This is a genomic window from Bradyrhizobium sp. WSM3983 (assembly GCF_000473045.1).
GTDB lineage: Bacteria > Pseudomonadota > Alphaproteobacteria > Rhizobiales > Xanthobacteraceae > Bradyrhizobium.
In genome coordinates, this window is record NZ_AXAY01000009.1 from 72596 (window position 1) to 91803 (window position 19208).

Annotated in this window: 17 protein-coding genes and 2 pseudogenes; 14 read left to right on the forward strand and 5 right to left on the reverse strand. The window is 58.8% G+C overall.

Features of this window, described 5'->3' with window-relative positions; genetic code table 11:
* The first annotated feature begins 135 nt into the window (after nt 1–135).
* The 4 genes from YUA_RS0116370 to YUA_RS0116385 all read left to right on the forward strand — a co-directional run bounded on the left by YUA_RS0116370 (nt 136) and on the right by YUA_RS0116385 (nt 5425).
* Nucleotides 136–1506, forward strand: coding sequence for an MFS transporter (locus tag YUA_RS0116370; protein ID WP_027531685.1), 1371 nt, complete (start codon nt 136–138; stop codon nt 1504–1506).
* 96 nt (nt 1507–1602) lie between these two features.
* On the forward strand, nt 1603–3879 hold the full coding sequence (locus YUA_RS0116375; protein WP_027531686.1) for a xanthine dehydrogenase family protein molybdopterin-binding subunit: 2277 nt from the start codon (nt 1603–1605) through the stop codon (nt 3877–3879).
* Nucleotides 3880–3938: 59 nt separating this feature from the next.
* The gene (locus YUA_RS0116380) at nt 3939–4442 is read left to right on the forward strand and encodes a (2Fe-2S)-binding protein (RefSeq protein ID WP_027531687.1); all 504 of its coding nucleotides are present in this window, start codon (nt 3939–3941) and stop codon (nt 4440–4442) included.
* Complete coding sequence (locus YUA_RS0116385; protein WP_027531688.1) at nt 4439–5425, forward strand: xanthine dehydrogenase family protein subunit M; 987 nt, start codon at nt 4439–4441, stop codon at nt 5423–5425. The genes YUA_RS0116380 and YUA_RS0116385 overlap by 4 nt, the downstream gene beginning before the upstream one ends.
* 72 nt (nt 5426–5497) lie before the next feature.
* Here YUA_RS0116385 and YUA_RS0116390 read toward each other — a convergent pair whose 3' ends face one another.
* A complete protein-coding gene (locus YUA_RS0116390; RefSeq protein WP_027531689.1) occupies nt 5498–6412 on the reverse strand; it encodes a LysR substrate-binding domain-containing protein in 915 nt (304 codons plus the stop codon).
* A gap of 337 nt (nt 6413–6749) precedes the next feature.
* On the opposite strand from YUA_RS0116390, the gene YUA_RS0116395 reads away from it, so the two are divergent.
* The 4 genes and pseudogenes from YUA_RS0116395 to YUA_RS51660 all read left to right on the forward strand — a co-directional run.
* Nucleotides 6750–7715, forward strand: a complete 966-nt coding sequence (locus YUA_RS0116395; protein ID WP_027531690.1) for a VOC family protein — start codon at nt 6750–6752, stop codon at nt 7713–7715.
* Between the two features lie 12 nt (nt 7716–7727).
* Nucleotides 7728–8591, forward strand: coding sequence for a fumarylacetoacetate hydrolase family protein (locus tag YUA_RS0116400; RefSeq protein WP_027531691.1), 864 nt, complete (start codon nt 7728–7730; stop codon nt 8589–8591).
* A gap of 207 nt (nt 8592–8798) precedes the next feature.
* The gene (locus YUA_RS0116405) at nt 8799–10262 is read left to right on the forward strand and encodes an aldehyde dehydrogenase family protein (protein ID WP_245285182.1); all 1464 of its coding nucleotides are present in this window, start codon (nt 8799–8801) and stop codon (nt 10260–10262) included.
* A 170-nt stretch (nt 10263–10432) separates the two neighbouring features.
* A pseudogene (locus tag YUA_RS51660) lies at nt 10433–10710 on the forward strand (FAD-binding protein); the annotation flags it as partial.
* A 42-nt stretch (nt 10711–10752) separates the two neighbouring features.
* Here YUA_RS51660 and YUA_RS51665 read toward each other — a convergent pair.
* The 4 genes and pseudogenes from YUA_RS51665 to YUA_RS0116425 form a co-directional block, all read right to left on the reverse strand.
* A pseudogene (locus YUA_RS51665) lies at nt 10753–11091 on the reverse strand (LysR substrate-binding domain-containing protein); the annotation flags it as partial.
* Nucleotides 11085–11582, reverse strand: coding sequence for a LysR family transcriptional regulator (locus YUA_RS52555; protein ID WP_084292632.1), 498 nt, complete (start codon nt 11580–11582; stop codon nt 11085–11087). The pseudogene YUA_RS51665 and the gene YUA_RS52555, both read right to left, overlap by 7 nt.
* Nucleotides 11540–11893: an IS21 family transposase gene (locus YUA_RS0116420; protein WP_027531694.1), complete on the reverse strand. Its 354-nt coding sequence runs from the start codon at nt 11891–11893 to the stop codon at nt 11540–11542. Before YUA_RS0116420 ends, YUA_RS52555 begins: the two co-directional genes overlap by 43 nt.
* A gap of 359 nt (nt 11894–12252) precedes the next feature.
* A complete protein-coding gene (locus YUA_RS0116425; protein WP_027531695.1) occupies nt 12253–13113 on the reverse strand; it encodes an SDR family oxidoreductase in 861 nt (286 codons plus the stop codon).
* Between the two features lie 102 nt (nt 13114–13215).
* Between YUA_RS0116425 and YUA_RS0116430 the strand changes: the two genes are divergently transcribed.
* The 6 genes from YUA_RS0116430 to YUA_RS0116455 all read left to right on the forward strand — a co-directional run bounded on the left by YUA_RS0116430 (nt 13216) and on the right by YUA_RS0116455 (nt 19149).
* A complete protein-coding gene (locus tag YUA_RS0116430; protein ID WP_198029430.1) occupies nt 13216–13956 on the forward strand; it encodes a TetR/AcrR family transcriptional regulator in 741 nt (246 codons plus the stop codon).
* A gap of 752 nt (nt 13957–14708) precedes the next feature.
* Complete coding sequence (locus YUA_RS0116435) at nt 14709–16046, forward strand: aminomethyltransferase (protein WP_035971134.1); 1338 nt, start codon at nt 14709–14711, stop codon at nt 16044–16046.
* 107 nt (nt 16047–16153) lie between these two features.
* A complete protein-coding gene (locus YUA_RS0116440) occupies nt 16154–17023 on the forward strand; it encodes a methylenetetrahydrofolate reductase (RefSeq protein ID WP_051383203.1) in 870 nt (289 codons plus the stop codon).
* A 34-nt stretch (nt 17024–17057) separates the two neighbouring features.
* Nucleotides 17058–17915, forward strand: coding sequence for a formyltetrahydrofolate deformylase (gene purU, locus YUA_RS0116445; protein ID WP_027531699.1), 858 nt, complete (start codon nt 17058–17060; stop codon nt 17913–17915).
* Between the two features lie 3 nt (nt 17916–17918).
* Nucleotides 17919–18779, forward strand: a complete 861-nt coding sequence (locus YUA_RS0116450; protein ID WP_027531700.1) for a bifunctional 5,10-methylenetetrahydrofolate dehydrogenase/5,10-methenyltetrahydrofolate cyclohydrolase — start codon at nt 17919–17921, stop codon at nt 18777–18779.
* Between the two features lie 25 nt (nt 18780–18804).
* Nucleotides 18805–19149, forward strand: a complete 345-nt coding sequence (locus YUA_RS0116455) for a dihydroneopterin aldolase (RefSeq protein ID WP_051383204.1) — start codon at nt 18805–18807, stop codon at nt 19147–19149.
* Nucleotides 19150–19208: the final 59 nt, after the last annotated feature.

Sequence of the window (19208 nt, forward strand, 5' to 3'; positions counted from 1 at the left end):
AGAGAAAATGAAGTCGATCTTAAAACGATATGTCGGGTCGAGGCCGCCGTCGCGGATGGGGCACGGCATGGCTGTCGCTCTTGTCGGAATTTTCGATCTTGCGCAACGCGGTGACTTCTCGGGATTCTTGACGCGATGAATCAGCTTACAAACATGGACTCCGGTTCTCTTGCCGTATCATCTAGTCTCGCTGCCGAAGCCGAGAGCTCCGCGGTGGCGGCGCGTGTCTCGTTTTCCGGGCGACATTCGTCGGGCGGCGCCAGGCCGACGATTGAAACGGCTCTCACAGGCCGGCAAGTCGGTACGATCTGCGCGGTCTTTTTGGGGATGGCCGTTGGTTACGCCTGCGCCTATGGAGCGACCTCGACCACGTTCATTTTGCCCCTGACGAAGGAATTCGGCTGGGGGCGGACCGTTCCATCTCTGATGTTCGTCTTTGCGATGCTCGGCGCGGCCCTCGCGTCCGCATTCCTCGGTCGTTTCATCGACCGGTTTGGTGCCCCGCGAGTCGCCGTGTTGTCTGGCCTTTGCCTCGCGCTGGTCATGATGAGTCTGTCGGTGATGTCGGGATCTCCCACAATCGCGGTTCTACTCGGTTTTCTGGCCGGTCTTTCGGGGGCGGGGACTGGTACTGGCCTCTATGTCTCGGTCTTGCCGGGTTGGTTCGACCGCCAATTGGGCAGGGCTCTTGGAATCGCCGTCGTCGGACAGAGCGTTGGATCGATGCTCATGCCGCCAATTTCGGTGGCAGTGATCTCGGGTTATGGCTGGCGAGCCGCTTATATGACTCTCGCGTTGCTCCAGCTGGCTCTTACGCTGTGCGCTGCACTGATCCTCGCCCGCATCGGTCGGCCTCCCGCTCCCGCGCCGGCAGTCGCTGCGGCCAAGGCGGCCAATGGTGATATCTCGCCCAGCGAAGCGATGCGCACACGACGTTTCTGGCTTCTTCAGGCGATGATCTTCTTTCAGTCCTTGGGCATGTTCGGAATGTCAGTGCACATCTTTCCAATTTATTCCGATCGCGGAGTGGCCTGGAGCATGTTGCCTTCGATCACCATCGTCCTCAGCGTCGGGATGATGGTCGGCAGGGTCGTATCGGGTTTTCTGCTCGATCGCTTCGATGCTCGAGCCGTGACCGCTGGGATGTTCGCTATCGGCGCAGCGGGGATTGCGTGGTTGGCGAGTGCCAGTGGCAGTCCGACATTGGCGTTGATCTACGTGCCGCCATTTGCAATTGGGCTCGCCTTTGGTGCCGAAACGGACATCTTGGCCTATCTGGCACGGCGCCTGTATGGCCTCACGCATTTCGCTACGATATTCAATCGTCTTCTGATCGGGTTCTTCGTGGGTTCCATGGCTGGTCCACCAATCGTAGGCTGGGCATTCGACCGGTTCGGACAGTCTCATTCTATCCTATGGGCCCTCTCCGCGAGTTGTATGCTGGCTGCGATCATAGCCCTTAGTCTGCCCCGTCCCTCTCTCTCAGTGGGAGAACGCCAGGCCTGAGATTCAGGACCAAGAAATCCGAGCCGACGCGACGCATCGCGGCGGATCGAGTGAACCTCCAATCTGGCTTTGCCGGAAAGTTATTGAGCATGTTGCATGAAGACTGACCCCGAGACGTCGCCGAGCGCGCGTGACTATCGCCCGTGCAATAACGAGGCCCATAAGCACGGAGCAGTCGGTCAGCCAATTTCGCGTCTGGATGGTCCGCTCAAGGTCCAGGGTAAGGCTCCCTTCGCGGCGGACGTATCGCTGAGCGGACTGCTGTTTGGAAGCCTGCTCTACAGTACTATCGCGCGGGGGAGCATTGCGACGATCGATACGATCGAAGCCGAGAGGGCGCCCGGAGTCGTTCTCGTCATGACCTACAAAAACGCGCCGCGAATGCATCCCCCGAGGCCGACGATGAGCGCGCCCAAGGCGGCTGCTCCGAGTGAGCTGCCGATCATGCAAAATCCCACGATTCACTGGAATGGCGAGGCTGTCGCGGTCGTGCTAGCCGAAACGCAGGAGCAGGCGGATCACGCCAAAAGCCTTATCCACATCAACTATAACGAACTTCCCGCGGTGACTTCCTTCGATGCAGCAAAGGCCAACTCGCGAACGCCGGCGATGGTCATAGGCCAGCCTCCGGTAGTTGAAATCGGCGATGCGGAGGCCGCGCTTAAGGAAGCACCATACAAAGTAGATCAGATTTATAGAACTCCACGACACAACCATAATGCCATCGAGCTTCACGCCGCGACGGCGTCATGGGTCGGTGATAATCTCACGATTCATGATGCGACACAGAAAGTAACGCACTCTGCCTGGACCCTTGCTCAGGTATTCGGAATAGAAGAGAGGCAGGTTCGGGTCATCTCCCCATATGTTGGTGGCGGCTTCGGAGGCAAGGGGCTCTGGTATCATCAAGTATTGGCCGCCGCCGCAGCCCGTCTAGCTGGTCGCCCCGTCCGAATCGTGCTCTCGCGCGAAGGAGTCTTCAGGATCGTCGGTGGAAGGACTGTCACCGAACAGCGTGTAGCTTTGGGTGCCAACGCCGATGGCCATTTGATGGCGCTGATTCATACCGGCGTCAGTGCCATGACCGCCCACAACAATATGGCTGAGCCGTTCACTCATTCGACGCGCCATCTGTACGCGGCCAAGGCGTTCAAGATTGTGCAAGAAGTAGCCGACATGAACATGATCGCCAATGCGTTCATGCGCGCGCCGGGCGAATCGGTCGGGACCTTCGCCGTCGAATCCGCAATTGATGAACTTGCGGAGACCATGCAACTCGACCCGATCGATCTCCGTGAGCGTATGGAGCCGACGAAAGATCCGACGTCGGGTTTGAAATTCTCGTCACGTCACCTCGTCGAGGCTTACAGACGAGGCGCCGAACGGTTTGGTTGGCAAAGGCGTCTTTCTCGCCCGCGAGCTCGCCAAGAAGGTGATTGGTTGGTGGGCTTGGGCGTGGCCACCGCGACCTACCCCTACATACGAATGCCAGGTGGTGCCGCCCGGATCAAAATCTATTCCGATGGTCGAGCTGTCGCCCAGATGGCAAGCCAGGAAATGGGTATGGGAACTGCGACCGTTCAAGCGCAACATATTTCGCAGCGACTTGGCCTTCCAATTGAAATGGTCACTTTCGAATACGGAGATAGCTCGTTACCGGACGGCACCATCGCAGGTGGATCATCGCAGACGGTCTCGATAGCCCGCGCGATCATGGCGGCTTGTGATGTGCTGGCGTCGGACTTGCTAAAGATCGCGGGCAATGACACCCCGCTTGCCGGTCTAACGGCGGACGAGGTAGAGTTTCAGAACGGCGGTCTTTCCAAGAAAGGGCAGCCCGAAATATTCGAGAGTTTCGTATCCATACTGCGCAGAGCGGGACGAGACGTCCTGGCGAGCGAAGCGGCGGCCCCTCCTCCGCTCGAAATGAAAGAATACTCGATGCACTCTTGGGGTGCGCATTTCTGTGAAGCACGCGTCAATACCCTGACAGGTGAAATTCGTATTCCGAGAATTCTCGGATCGTATGATTGCGGCCGTATCCTGAATCCCAAGACAGCAACGAGCCAATTCAAGGGCGGAATCATTATGGGTTTGGGACTTGCCTTGACGGAAGAGACGCTCTTCGACGAACGCTCCGGTCGGATCATGAACCGATCGCTCGCCGAATATCATGTGCCGGTCCATCTGGACGTCCCAGACATAGACGTTATCTGGACCGATATCCCGGACCCCTGCAGCCCACTCGGTGCGCGCGGGATCGGGGAAATCGGCATTACAGGGGTCGGCGCCGCAGTAGCGAATGCCATCTACAACGCGACCGGGAAACGGGTGCATGATCTCCCGATCACCCTGGACAAATTGTTGGACTAGACTGGACTGCGCTCCGATCCTTCTAGCCCTCGACTATTAGTTCGCAATAAGGCTTTGCCATGTCGATCCTCGTTAACGGAACCGAAGCACCATTGCCGAGCGATCCGCGAACATCGTTGTTGGATTTCATGCGCGAGCAACTCGGACTAACCGGTACGAAGAGAGGATGTGGTCAAGGGGCTTGTGGCGCCTGTACGATCCTTGTCGATGGCGAGCGGATCCTGTCCTGCCTTGCACTTGCGATCCAATATGCCGGGCGGGCGGTCACCACGATCGAGGGGCTTTCCAACGATGATGGGCTGCACCCGCTCCAGCGTGCTTTCGTGGAGTGCGACGGCTTACAATGCGGCTACTGTACGCCAGGGCAAATCTGCTCGGCGGTTGCAATGATGAGCGAGTTGAAACGGTTTGCTCCGAGCAACATCACACCCGTCCTTTCGGCGTCGCGCATCGAAATTACACGCGATGAAATCCGAGAACGAATGAGCGGAAACCTGTGCCGCTGCGGAGCGCACAACGGCATTATCGATGCAATTGAAAGCGTCTTGGGAGAAGTCGGATGACTCCATTCCAATACTCGCGCGCCATCTCAATTGATGACGCGATTCGTCTGCACGGCACTGTTGGAGCGAAATGTCTCGCTGGTGGAACCAACCTTGTCGATCTCATGCGCGAAGCGATCGAACGGCCGACGTCGCTCGTCGACGTGACCGGTCTGTCCGCAACCATTCAGGAAAGCGCGGGCGGCGGGTTGATAATCGGCGCAGCCGTCCGGAACAGCGCTGTTGCGGAAGATCCCGTTGTGAGAATGCGCTACCCCGCGCTCGCTCGCGCGATACTGGCTGGCGCTTCCGCGCAAATTCGAAATATGGCCACGGTCGGTGGCAATATCCTTCAGCGAACCCGCTGCATGTATTTCTATGATCAGGATGGATCGCGCTGCAACAAACGAACACCTGGACAGGGTTGCGATGCATTGGAGGGATTCAACCGTATGCATGCAATTCTGGGTTCTTCTCCTTCATGCGTAGCCACACATCCATCCGACATGTGCGTTGCTCTCGCGATGTTGGATGCGATCGTACATGTCAAGGGAATACGAGGAGAGCGTACAATTCCGTTGACGGAGCTTCATTTTTTGCCAGGCAACAATCCGGAGGTCGAGACACAGCTGGCCTACGACGAGTTGATAGTTGCAATCGAGCTGCCGGCGCTTTCGTTCGCGCAACAGTCGACGTACGTCAAGGTGAGGGATCGTGCAAGCTACGCCTTCGCTCTGGTTTCGGTTGCCGCGGCAGCCGACGTTCAAGATGACAAATTCAAGGATGTCCGTCTTGCACTCGGCGGGGTCGCACATAAGCCATGGCGCGCGTTCAAGGCCGAGAGCTTGTTGCGTGGCGAGACCGCAACAGTTGAATTGATTCGAGCTGCGGCTGAAGCGGAGCTTGCTGACGCAAAGCCATTGAGAGACAACGCGTTTAAGATCGAGCTTGCCAAGCGGACGATTGCTTCGGTTCTCAGTCAACTTCTGAATTCGAAGCAATAAGTTCTCTGGACTGGTCTCCGCTTCCGGCGCTGACGGCCAACATGATGTCGCCAACGTGTACGAGATTGGTGGTTAGCGGCTCTTTTGCTTTGGTTGTTGCTTGGGAATGGCACGCCGTAGTAGATCTAGAAAATGTTCGGCGGCTGGTGTCAGGGGTAGCCCTGCTCGCCGAACCGTCACCATCGCCGGAGCAGGCAGGGTCTCTCTTACGAGAATCGGCGCAATCGCACTGTTTGTTGCCATGAAGGTGCTCCACTGCACGGGTACCATCGCAAGCAGATCGGTGTTCGTGAGCGTGACCATCAGTGTAACCGCCGACTGGCTACGCAAGGCAAGCCGTGGCGCTCGAAGATTGTGCTGCGCAAAGAGTTGTCCCATCTCTTCTTCAGCTTGGAACGTAACGGACGTGGTAGCCCATTCGGCATCGACGAGGTCGCGCAGCGACTTGGCCTGCGCCAACGGATGTCCTTTCCTTCCTAATATGATCCGAAAATTGTCAAAAAGCTTTTCCTGGACGAGCTCAGATCTCGGGGGTCGCTCGGGTTCGGGTCCCACGTACAAATCGACGGAGCCGTCGCTAAGGCTCGCCTCCATCGTCGGATACCAGCCCTCCATGACGTGCAGCTCCACGTTCGGATAACGAGCCCGAAATGGCTGCAGCGCCTTCGGCAGTAATGCCACTAGACCAGCAGTCGAAAGACCAACGACCACGCGGCCTTGAGTCCCACCATTGAGCTGCTCGACTTCGTCGCGGGCACGCTTCACCTCGCTGAGTACGACCGCTGCGCGGCGGACGAATGCCTGCCCGACCGGAGTGAGTGCCATTCCCCGTGCGCGACGCTCGAACAGCGGCGCCCCCAGTTCGCGCTCAAGTTCGTGCACGCTTCGGGTCAATGCGGGTTGCGCGAGTCGGAGATGCCGTGCGGCCGCCCGCAAGCTCCCGCGCTCGGCAATCGCAACAACGTCCCGCATCTGGTTGAATTTCATTGGTCTACCGAAGGATAATAAATGGTGATCCCTTGGATCAATCTGACATCTGTTCGGAATAGGCGTCAACAGCTACCCATCCCGCAACGCCAGACGCGGCAGAAACTTGAAGACGGTTCGGCTGACTTTCAAGATCGGAGAGACGCGCCAAGCTACAAGGCGCCTGGAAAAGGTCGGAAGGTCCGAACTCGACTTCATCTCCGATGGGGTTGAGTACGAAGGGTAACCCGAGCTGATCAGCCTGCACGATCAATCCGAATCTCGCAATCGTTCACAATCGCCTCGCAGCCCGCGGGCTCGACTTCAGGGGTTGAGCAGTTTCATCAAGGAGAGCGCAATGACTGGGATACGAGGGCTTTCTGCAGCGCGTCGCCGGCCCGGCGTCCTTGGTGTCCACTCGCTCGATCATTTCAGTATGAGCGTGCCGGACCTGGAGAAAGCAAAAAACTTCTACGATGCGTTCGGGCTCGATGTCAGGCGAAATGGCTGCCATCTCACGCTCCATACGAATGATCACCCTCATTGTTGGGGAGTTCTGAGCGAAGGTCACAGGAAAAAGCTTCTCTATGTGTCGTTCGGCGCGTTCGAAGACGATTTGCCGCGCTTTCGTGAACACCTCGGCGCGATGAACATAGAACGCCTTCCGGCACCTCCAGGCTTCGAAAGCAACGGCCTCTGGTTCAGAAATCTAGATGGCCTGCCGATCGAGATCCGGGTGGCCGAGAAGGTCTCGCCCGACTTCAAGTCGAGATTCACCGCACCGTCCGCAGGGCCTGCAGTCCGTGGGACGATTTCTCGAAGCAAAGCGCCCACTACACGGCCTCGCCGACTGGCGCATGTGGCGACATACACTTCCGACGTCCCGCGCGCAGTCGAGTTCTATACGAGAGTCCTGGGACTTCGCTTGTCGGACTCGTCCGAAGGGAACGTAGCCTTTATGCACGGTGCGCACGGTAGTGATCATCATATGATTGCGCTTGCTCGTTCCGACGGTCCTGGCCTTCATCACTGTAGCTGGGACGTCGGCGGAATACAGGACGTGGGACTCGGTGCCATGCAAATGGCCAACAAGGGATACGATCAGGGGTGGGGAATGGGCCGTCACGTTCTCGGCTCGAACTACTTCCACTACATTCGCGATCCATGGGGAAGCTATTCCGAATACTCCGCAGACATGGATTACATCCCGGCCGACGTAGATTGGGCCGCGAGCGATCACCATGGCAACGACTCGTTCTATCTGTGGGGACCGAGTCCGCCTGCTGATTTTGTACGCAACTTCGAAACAGACAACCAGGCGTAGGAGGAGAACCAGATGCGGTTCATGATGTACCGGGACGAACAGACGACGGGCCTTGCCGTTCAGGTCGACGGTGGGGCATTCCGCTCGTTGTCGGCGGGTGATGCAAAGTTTCCTGGAACCCTTGATGAGATCGTCCGGCGAGGGCCGACAGCTTTCCGGGATGCTTCCTTGGCACTTGCAACTGGTAAATTGATCGATTCAAGCCAGCTCGAATTCCTGCCACCGTTTTCTCGGGCCTCGAAGATCATCTGCGTGGGGTTGAATTATGCCGATCACTCGGCTGAAAGCGGCATGAAGACGCCGGACTATCCGACGGTCTTTGCGAGGTTCAATTCGAGCTTGGTCGCGCACGGCCAGCCATTGATCTGCCCGAAGGTCTCGACGGCATTCGACTACGAGGGGGAGATGGTCGCGGTCATCGGGCAGGGGGGGCGTAACATTCCGGAAGAAGATGCGCTCGACCACGTGGCCGGCTACTCGGTCTTCAACGATGGTTCCGTCAGGGATTATCAGCTGCGTACGCCGCAGTGGACCATTGGCAAGAACTTCGATGGTACTGGTGCGTTTGGTCCATATTTTGTCACCGAGGATGAGTTGCCGCGCGGCGCCAAGGGCTTGCGCCTCGAAACGCGTCTCAACGGCCATACGATGCAGAATGCGAGTACGTCCGACCTGATTTTCGACGTGGCGCGCCTGGTGTCCCTGGTGAGTGTCAGCATGACATTGGAGCCGGGGGATCTGATCGTGACCGGCACACCTGCCGGCGTCGGCAATGCACGCAAGCCCCCTGTTTTCATGAAGCCGGGCGACGTCTGTGAAATCGAGATCGAAAAGATCGGTGTCCTCAAGAATCCGGTCATTGCCCAGCCTCAATGACCTAAGGCAAGGACATTGATCAACGGCACCGCGCGGCCAGTTGTCGATCCGACGACTGCGGTGGTCTTTGTTGGTGGGCGAGTACCTGCACCGAATTCAACAATAGACGTCTGTAGACGGTGATGAAGAGCGTCCTCTGACAAGGATCTTCGAAGTTCGACGAAGTTGTCCGCAAACGCGCGGCGTAAATTGACTTGGAGAAGCAAGATGGAGAATGTCGCAACAATCTCGCGTAAAGCCCGCCATTGGATCGGCGGTAAGTGGCGTGAGATCGGCTCGCAGATGTCGAGCTGCGATCCGGCCACAGGAAAAAGCATTGGGGTCTTTTTCGACGGTGGTGGTGAAGCCGCGAAGGCGGCAATTGAGGCAGCTCGCGCCGCGTTCGAGGCGAACGATGTCTGGCGCATGGATGGGACGCTGCGCGCAGCGGCGCTAGCCCGCCTTGCTGAAGCGTTCGCCGAGCGCAGAGACGAGCTCAGTCAGATCATATGTCTAGAGAACGGTAAGCTCAAATACGAAGCTGAACGTGAGATCTCCGGCCTCATTCGCCTGCTGCGATACACCATGGGCTTGTCGACCCAGACCCACGGGCGAGTTCTGGATTCCGCGCCGGGCAAGCAAGCGATGTGCTTGCGCCAACCCGTCGGCGTTGCGGGCCTGATAGTACCATGGAATGCACCAAGTTATCTTTCCATTCGAGCCATAGCACCTGCGCTGGCTGCGGGTTGTTCCACGGTCGTCAAGTTTCCCGCACAATCAGCTCAAACCGCTGACCTCTTGGCGCACATATTTGACTCGGTAAAGGACATTCCATCCGGCTTCGTGAATATGTTCGTCGAGGCCGGCAGCGCAGGCGCACAACTTCTGGTGCAGTCTCCGGTCGTGCGCGTCATTAACTTCACGGGGAGCACTCGCATCGGCATAGAAGTTGCGCGCGCCGCGGCAGTCCATCTCAAGCGCGTTGGGCTGGAGCTCGGAGGTAAAACGCCGAACATCATCTTCGCGGATGCCGATATTGATGCCGCGCTTCCGATTCTCGAAAAGTCGGTGACAACTTTTGCCGGTCAGTTCTGCATGACAGGGAGTCGTATCCTCGTGCAGCAGACGATCGCAAAGGACGTGGCTAGCCGTCTAGGGGCGCGCCTTAGCGCGGCCAAACCGGGGCCGGCGTCGGATCCGTCAAGCGACATGGGTCCGATGATCGACCGCGCCAACGTCGTTCGGGTCGATCAGATGGTCGAGCAGGCGATCGCTGCAGGGGCCAAGGTCATCGTACGGGGGGGGCCAGCCGTCGAGCCGAGCTTGCGGGACGGTGCGTTCTATCATCCCACCATGCTCGAGGTGACAGATAGTTCTCTGTCTATCGTGCAAGAGGAGATTTTCGGTCCCGTATTGACGCTGCAGACATTCGACACGGAAGAAGAGGCCATCGCGCTCGCAAATGACAATCCCTTCGGCTTGTCAGCCTCAATTTGGACGCGCGACGCGAGCCGTTCGCTCCGACTGTCGCGGCGGCTCGATGCTGGGCTCATCTCCATCAATAGTTGGGCCAACCTCGCGATGGAGATGGAGGAGGGAGGCTTCAAGAATAGCGGCTCGGGGCGTCTCGGCGGCATTGCGTCCTTGGATGACTTCTTGGAGTACAAGCAGATCACCCAGGATTACGCCTGACTTGCATTTCAAAGGGCAAGGGTCGACGCCGCGGAGAGCGGCTCGACCGTCCTTTGGAGGCGCGCCGCGCTGGGATCTTGACGACGACTAATGAACGCCGCAGCCATCGAGATACTGAGCACAAGTCTGATCTGGCCGGCCTGCGTCCCTTCACAAGCAGATAGGTTAGTATCACCATCATGATGCCGGCGGCCGACCAGGCGGTGCTCTCGCGCCGCGCCGAGATCTTGGCTGCTTTGCGGGCGATCGTGCCGGGCGAGGGCGTGATCGATAGCACCGCCGAGCTGCAGGTCTATGAGTCCGACGGGCTGACCGCCTATCGGCAGGCGCCGATGGTCGCGGTGCTGCCCGACACGACCGAGCAGGTGTCGCGCGTCCTCAAATATTGCCACGCGGAAAGGTGGTGCCGCGCGGCTCCGGCACCTCGCTTTCCGGCGGCGCGTTGCCGTGTCGCCAGGTATCGGTTGATAAAGCTGTCGCGGAGCTTTATGGCGCGCCAGTCGGGATCCGTGATTTCTGAATCAATTGCTGTCCGCGGCAGGATCAAAGAGCCAACGCCCCGCTTCGCGAGGAGCTTCATCTGCGGTATCCCATCCACCGCTGCTACAACGGTCAGGTGTTGGCCGCTACGTTTTGCGAGTTGCTCGTAGGCGTAGCGTTCGCGGTGCGGTCTGTGCGGGAGAATGAGTGGGAGCCCGATAACATCGGCGGCGTCGCACTCGTCGCGGAAATCGGATGGACAATTGTTGCTCGGTGCCAGAAAAAAGATCTGCTCACGGAAAAGAACAGCAAGATCGAACCCGGGCAACGTATCCGGAAACGTCAGCACGGCGGCATCCAACGTCCTCTAAGAAGATGTTCTTGCAGCGGCGAAGTTAGTTCCTGGTCCAGGTCGACCCTCACTCCCGGATAAAGTCGTCGCATCTGTTGGGTCAAATGAGGAAAGATGAACTGTCCGTCAGACGGGTGAGCGCCTATGGCCACGTCTTCGGCAATGCATTCGTCTTCGGCAAGCGGGAGGCCGCGCAAGGCATCGGCGTCCATAAGAAGCTTTAGCACTGCTGGTCTGAGGCGGCATTCTGCAGGGGCCAACTGTATCCGCTTGCCTGTCCTGAGAAACAGACTTACGCCCAGCTCCGCCTCAAGATTGCCGATCTGCCGGCTTAGCGCGGATTGGGCGACGTTGAGTCGGCTCGCAGCGGCGGTGAAGTTTCCCAGCTCCGCGACCGTTGTCTCAGATCCATTAAGCAGCGCCGGGAAAATCTTGTATGCCGGCGTCACGAGCGGAAGCGCAGGGTTGGCTTGAGACGGCCGGCCCATTCCCTGTAGCGTTCGCAGAACCACGCATAGCTGAAGCTGTCGGAATTGGCGTCGCAATACTCTTCCCACAACAGCATCAGCGTGACGTTCGGGCGCCGCAGCTCGCGATGTACGAGCGCCCAGTCGGGATGCGGACGCTCGTCGCTGGGCCGATCGGAAGGCGGAGGAAACAGGCGGTTCTCGAGCTGGACGTCGTCATCCAGCTCCGTTGGCAACGGCCAGGTCGGGCCGGCGCGGCGGGCTCGGTTGACGTATTTGCTGACCGTGCCCTGGGCCAGACGGAGGCTGCAGGCAACGGCGCGTTGCGACATGCGACGCTGAAGTGCAGGCGTAGAACTTCGCGAATGTGGCGCATGGACAGTCTCTCGGTCGGCATCTCGATCCTCTGCGGTTAGGCAAAAGATCAAGCTACCAGGTTGCAGACTGTCAGCGGTGCGCCTCCTCCTGGTTGCCCCGATCGCGATCGACTGGAAATGGTGATCACGATGCTCTGGAATGGGCGATCACGATGGCCTGGAATCGGTGATCACGATCGGCTGGAACGCGCAATGTAAGGAGCTTCCTGTTGCATAGTCGGGCCCGTAGCCTCGGCAACCAGAGGATCGACGGCATGCTCTTCGACGCAGATGAGCTTTAGCATTGCATTTCTCTTCGCGTTTGGCCGAGCGCGTCACGGCTTCAGGGTAGCGACGAGCACATCGCGCATCGTCTGGGGGCGGCGGCCTAGCAGGCTTTCAAGCGCCGGATTGATCGTCGCAAAATCACCGCGCCGAGCCGCTTTGAAGAGACCCACCAGGAGGTCTGCCTGCGCGGCAGGCATTCCGTGGGAGACCAGGTTTTCGCGCCAGCGCTCATCCGTGACCGTGATGCGCTTGATCTGGCGTCCGGTGATCTCGGTTGCGATCGCCGCGAGGCTGTTAAAGTCGAACGCTTCAGATGCCGTCAGGGGCGGCGTAATGCCGTCAAACCGACTTTCGCTCGCAAGTACGGTCGCTGCCGCTTCCGCCAGGTCGGCATGAGTGGTCCATGAAACTTTGCCATCCTCCGGCAGATAGAGTTCTCCTGTTTGAAGGCCGCGCTCCATCAGTCGCAGCGCGTTGGCAGCGTAAAAGCCATTGTGCAGCGAGGTGAAGGCCAGGCCGCACCCGTGTAGCAGCGCCTCGGTGGCGGCGTGGTCAGGCATCGGCGGGAAGGATGAATCCAGTCGTGCTCCCATGTGGCTGGTGTAGAGGACGCGCTGCGCGCCCGCGTTTCGCGCCGCCTCGATAGCCTGAGCATGCAGGCGCACCGCTTTTTCGCCAGTGGTGTCGACGGAGATCACCAGAACTTGGCTGGCACCTGCAAATGCTTCCGCCAAGCTCTCTGGGTCGTCAAAGTCGCCTCGCCGGACCCGGACGCCTTTCTCTGTCAAGGCAACGATCTTTTTAGGATCGCGCACAACCACGCCCAGCTGGCTCGCCGGGATGCGCAAAAGGAGCTGCTCGACGATCGCCCGGCCGAGCTGGCCGCTTGCTCCGGTTACAATGATCATTTCACACCTTTCGGGTATCAACGATATCAACAAGGTTGTATCATTGATATATCGTCGATAGCAAGATACTGCTGTCATTGATACGAATGTGAGTGTGTCCCCGTGCGCCAAGTGAGCGGAGTTGAGGAAAACGGGGAGGGCGGCACAGGTACGCGCGAGAAGATTGTGGCGCGTGCCGCCGAGCTACTCGCGGATGCAGGCCGCGAGTCACTCACGACGCGGGCGGTAGCGGCAGCCTCGGGCGTTCAGCAACCCACCATCTATCGCTTGTTCGGTGATAAGGACTGCCTGCTTGAGGCCGTGGCCGAGTATGGCTTTCTCGCCTATTTGAAGCAAAAGGATCTCGGTGAGCCCAGGCAGGATCCCGTGGATGCTCTACGAGAAGGATGGGACCTGCACGTCGGCTTCGGACTGGCAAATCCCGCTATCTTTTCGATCATGTACGGTAACCCCTGTCCGGGAAAGATGTCGCCGGCCGCAGCTAAGGCTGTCAACATGCTCCGTCAGCGGATGCGAGCGATCGCCGCTTCCGGCCGGCTACGTGTGACCGAGCAGCGGGGCGCCGATCTGGTCAGAAGCGGGGGATGCGGAACAGTGTTCACCCTGCTGGCGATGCCGGAAGCCGAGCGCGATCTCGCATTATCAATCGAGGCGCGCGAGGCAATCATCGCCGCCATCACTACGGAAAAGCCCATTCTTAATGCGCCTAGCGCCGCAACGGCCGCGATCACGCTTCGAGCCGTCCTCTCTGACGTAACCGCATTGACGGGAAGCGAGCGGCAACTTCTCCAGGAGTGGCTCGACAAGATCGCTGCGCATGCTGATCAGACCAGAGGTGAGTGACAAATCCTAGGTTGGGCGAAACCCATTCTCCGGTTGTAGCTCAAATGGTGCGTTTTGGCCCGGAAAGGACGAAAATGCTTTATCCCTTCGATGGGAGTTGAGTGACACTCTCTCCAGGACATCTTACTCTTGATTTTTGAGCCCCCGGATGTGCTCTTCGTATCTTCGCGATATGAGCTACCGCGCGCAGACCGATCGGATACGGGTCAATCCGATGCACGTCGCAAAATAGAATATCAGGGCGAGAGAAGCAGTATCAACCGGAAGCTGAAATCGTCTTTGCGACGAGGAGCGATTCTGCCCGCTGCGGTGTGTTGCGGGACGTCGCCGCGGTGGGTTTCTGCGTCCGACATGCCCTTCGAGAGACTTCAAAGTCGCGCTACGGACCGGCGGGAAGTAGACTCGACCGGTTGAGACTCAAGCGAAGAGGCTTGACGGCTGAAGAAGCCGACAGGTCACAGAAGCACTAGATGCAGGCGAGCGGCCTCGAAGACCTTCTTCCTCCTCCCTGCCAATCCCGTGAGCGGGTTCGAATATCCCTGAACAGGATGGCCGCCATATGCGGCCATCGCCGGACGATCTGACGGCAAAGCAAAACGGCTTTGGTCCGAGCCTCTTCATCCGCGCTAGGAATGCTCGACCGAATTGCGATCGGGACAGGGCTGCTTCCGCGGGACAGCCCGGCCTCCGCAGTCCTGCGGTTCGGGCGAAATCAAGCAAAAATCGATGAGACAATCGAATCTGAGGGGAGGATGGCATCTGTGAAAACACCCAGCTTGCAAGATGGCTTGGACCAGGCCGGAAGCGCCGTAAAGCTCCTGTGGAAACCGAATACTCCATCCGTCGCGAACCCGGTGGTTCCGCCGGAATATAGTGGCTGGCGCGCCGAGCAGCGGTCGTGGGAAGAAGGAACGGCGCTATTCAACCTCTGCCATCAGATGTGCGATCTAGTGGTGGAGGGACCGGACGCCTTGCGCCTCTTGTCGGACGTCAGCGCCAACAACTACGAGAAGTTCGCGGTCGGTCAGGCAAAGCAGCTCGTTGCCGTTACACATGAGGGGTACCTCATCCAGGACGCGATCATGTTCCGTCTGGGAGAACAGCGGTTCAATCTGGCTGGTCTTGGCGGAGCCCACAAATGGGTCATGTATCATGCCAAGCGCGGTAACTATGACGTCCAACTGACATTCGATCCGGCTTCGGACCACCGCGAGGGCAATCCTCTCTTTTTCCGCTATCAGATCCAGGGGCCGACCGCGATGGGTCTGTTGAACAGACTCTTCGACAATAAACTGGACGACATCAAGTTCATGCGCTTTCGCGAGCTGTCGGTGGCCGGCCGGCCAGTATCCGTGCTCCGCCACGGCATGGCGGGCCAAATCGGCTTCGAATTCTTCGGCGACTGGGAAAATGAAGAGACATTCAGGCAGACCGTGCTCGAAGCCGGGAAGGAGTTTGGCCTCATCCAAGTAGGTGGCCTAGCCTATTACACCACAGCGGCGGACAGCGGCTGGGTGCCGATCCCGATTCCGGGGATTTATACGGATCCTGCCCTCGAAGATTATCGGCGCTACGTGGGACTTTATTCTCTCGAGGGCCAATTTCCTCTGCAGGGAAGCTTCTACTCTCCCGACATACGGGACTACTACTGCTCTCCCTTCGAAATGGGATATGGCCGCTCGGTCTCATTCAATCACGAGTTCATAGGGCGCGAAGCGCTGCTCAAGGCCAAGGATGCGGCCGCGCGAACGAAGGTAACGCTTGTGTGGAATGCCGATGACGTGAAGCGCGTGTTTGGCGCTGATCATGGCTTTCTCATGCACATGACGTTCGACCGCGTAGAAAAAGACTCAGAAATGGTCGGCTTGTCCCAGTATAGCGCCTACATTGACCCGGACAACACCATCCACTCCTTGGCTCTGGTGAAGAAGGAATTTGCGCAGCCGGGTACCGAAGTGACGGTGATCTGGGGACAGCACCCCGGACCGGCGGCCGAACCAGGCATCACGGTCGCATTCGAGCGCATCCGGGCGATCGTGCAACCAGCGCCCTTCAACGAGTTTGCTCGCACCGCGTACCGAGTGGACTGAAGCCGACTCCACATTTTTTGCAGTCTGGGCTCCGCGGTCGCGCGCGGCGCGATGGGACAGCTGTACCTGAGAGGCCTTCGGGCCTCTATCGTCCATGGGAGAATATCGTGACTGTGCCGGTAAAGCACGCAGGCTGGGCAGATAATAGCACCACAATCGTAGATGGCTTCTCGCTGGAGATGACGGCCAAGGACGTCTTGTCTCTCCGTGAGGCTGCCTCGCACATTCCCCGTGGAGCTTCGGTCGCCGTTACGTTTCTGGCAGGAGAGACATTCGAAGCGCGCCTGGATGCAATCAGGGAGTTGCGCGCTCTGGGTTTCGAGCCGATGCCCCACCTTTCCGCCCGCCGCATTCGGTCTTCCTCCGAGTTCGAAGGCTTTTTGGTCTCTGTGGCGTCCGGCTACCGCGTGAAGCAGTGTTTCGTCATCGCCGGCGATGCGGCGGCGCCCGAGGGTCCCTATTCCGACAGCATGGCGCTCCTCACGTCCGGTGCGTTCGAGCGAAGCGGAATATCCGCCATCGGAATCGGGGGTCACCCGGAAGGAAATCCCAGAATGTCGGGGGAGCAATGCTGGACCGTCCTCCAGCAAAAGTGTTCAGAGATTGCGAGCAGGGAGATGGAGCCATTTATCGTGACCCAGTTCGCGTTCGACGCCGAACGTGTACTGGCTTGGCTCTCCCAGTTGCGCGCCCGTGGTATTGACGCTCCGGTTCGCATAGGTGTGCCGGGTCCCGCCGGAATCAAGGTTCTGCTTAGATTCGCAGCGCGGTGTGGCGTCGCCGCGTCCGGCGCCGTGTTGGCAAAATACGGCATATCGCTCACCAATCTATTCGGGACGGCCGGCCCGGAAAAGATGATCAACACGCTGGCGGCTGGCCTGAGGCCCGAGCACGGCCCGGTCAGCCTGCACTTCTATCCCTTTGGCGGTCTCGCGAAGACAGCGAACTGGGTCAGCGAATACGCGCGATCGCGCTGATGGGCGCTACCGCAAAGGGGACGGGGAGCCTTGGATGAACGATATCAATATCTTGAAACTGCAATGCCCAAACCGTCCGGGTCTCGTCGCGGAAGTGGCGGGCTTTCTGGCCGATCGCAATTGCAACATCGTTGACGCGCAACAGTTTGACGACCCGTTCAGCGGTCGCTTCTTCATGCGTGTGGCGTTTCAGCCCGGCCAACGGGACAGCCTTGCGTCATTGGGACGGGAGTTCTCAGTGATCGCAGAAAACTGTAGTATGGAATGGTCCCTACGCGACTCGAACGAACGGAAGAAGGTTCTCCTGATGGTCTCCAAGTGGGACCATTGCCTTGGTGACCTGCTGTATCGCACTCGTATCGGAGAGCTGCCGATGGATGTCGTGGCGGTCGCCTCGAACCATCCTCGCGAAGCGATGCGAACGTTCGGTATCCTCGATATTCCCTTCCATTACTTCCCGGTAACAAGAGATTCAAGATCCAACCAGGAAGCACAGATCAGGCAGCTCGTAAACCAGACCAAAGCCGATCTCATCGTACTGGCACGCTACATGCAAATCCTATCGGATGACCTTGCCGCGTTTCTGTCCGGCCGCTGCATTAACATTCATCACAGCTTCCTGCCTGGCTTCAAAGGCGCCAAACCCTATCATCAAGCGCATGAGCGTGGCGTGAAGATGATCGGAGCAACCGCTCATTACGTGACGGCAGATCTCGACGAAGGGCCGATCATCCACCAGGACGTAGAATCTATCAGTCATGCCGACAGCCCGGACGACCTGGTCCGCAAGGGTCGCGATATCGAGCGGCGCGTATTGGCGGAGGCGGTACGCCTCCATCTGAACGACCGTGTACTGTTGAACGACAGCCGCACCGTTGTCTTCAGGAATTGACGCGTGGCGCAGTTGATTGACGGTCGGGTGATGGCCCGCATCATCCACGGTGAAACAGCGGTCCGCGTGAGGAGGCTGAACGCGGAGGGTACGAATCCAGCTCTCGCTGTGGTGCTTGTTGGCGATGACCCCGCCAGCGAGGTGTACGTCAGTCGCAAAGTGGCTGAATGCCGGAAAGCGGGCATCACGTCGGTCGAACATCGTATGCCTGCAGACAGTGACGAAACCAGCGTACTCGTATTGATCGATGCCCTGAACGAGGACCCATCCATCCACGGGATTCTTGTTCAGTTGCCGCTGCCGATCCAAATCAATGCGACCAGTGTGCTTGATCGCATTGCACCGGCAAAGGATGTCGACGGCTTTCACCCTGTCAATGTTGGACGCTTGTCAACGGGCATGGGTGGTCTGGTTCCATGTACGCCCCTCGGCGTCATGCGGTTGCTCGACAGCGTGATCGCCGACTATCGGGGACTCAACGCCGTCGTGATCGGCAAGTCGAACATCGTCGGAAAGCCGGTCGCGATGCTACTGCTCGAGCGCGAGGCGACCGTCACGGTCACCCATATCCAGACGCGCAATCTTCCCGATATTGCTCGCACCGCCGACATCATTGTGGCGGCGGCGGGGGCACCGCTGCTGGTGCGAGGCTCCTGGGTGAAGTCGGGCGCTGTCGTCATCGACGTCGGCATCACACGGATGGTGCAAGCGGACGGCACGACGAAATTGGTGGGAGATTGCGCGACGACGGAGCTCGATCACGCACGTGCCGTAACTCCGGTGCCTGGCGGTGTCGGCCCGATGACTATCGCCTGTCTGCTCAGCAACACCGTTCAGGCCGCGGAGGCCGCACAACATCCGTAAGAATGTCCGCACAAGCGATGTCAGGGTGTGTGTTAGCGACCTGAGACTGATGGCCCTGGTCGGCGTTCATTCGCACGAAATCGAACGCTCGCAGCCCATCATTGTTTCGGTCGAGCTGTCTCTCATCGGAGAAGCTCCCGAGGCCCTTTGCGATACCATCGACTATCGCCAGATTATTCAGGTGGCCGAGGCTCTGTCCAAGATGCATATTCCGCTTATCGAGACCTTCGCGGACAGACTCGGGCGGGCGTGCATCGAATGGAACGGGGTCGAGCAGGCCCGGGTCAAGATCGTAAAGCCGCATGCCCTTGAGAAAGGGATTGCGAGCATTGAAGTCACGATCCGACGTGAAGACGAAATGACACTCTAGCCTCCTCCTTCCGAAGAAAGATTGTGGGTATCTGGTAGACGTTGCGTGGCTGGGAGAGA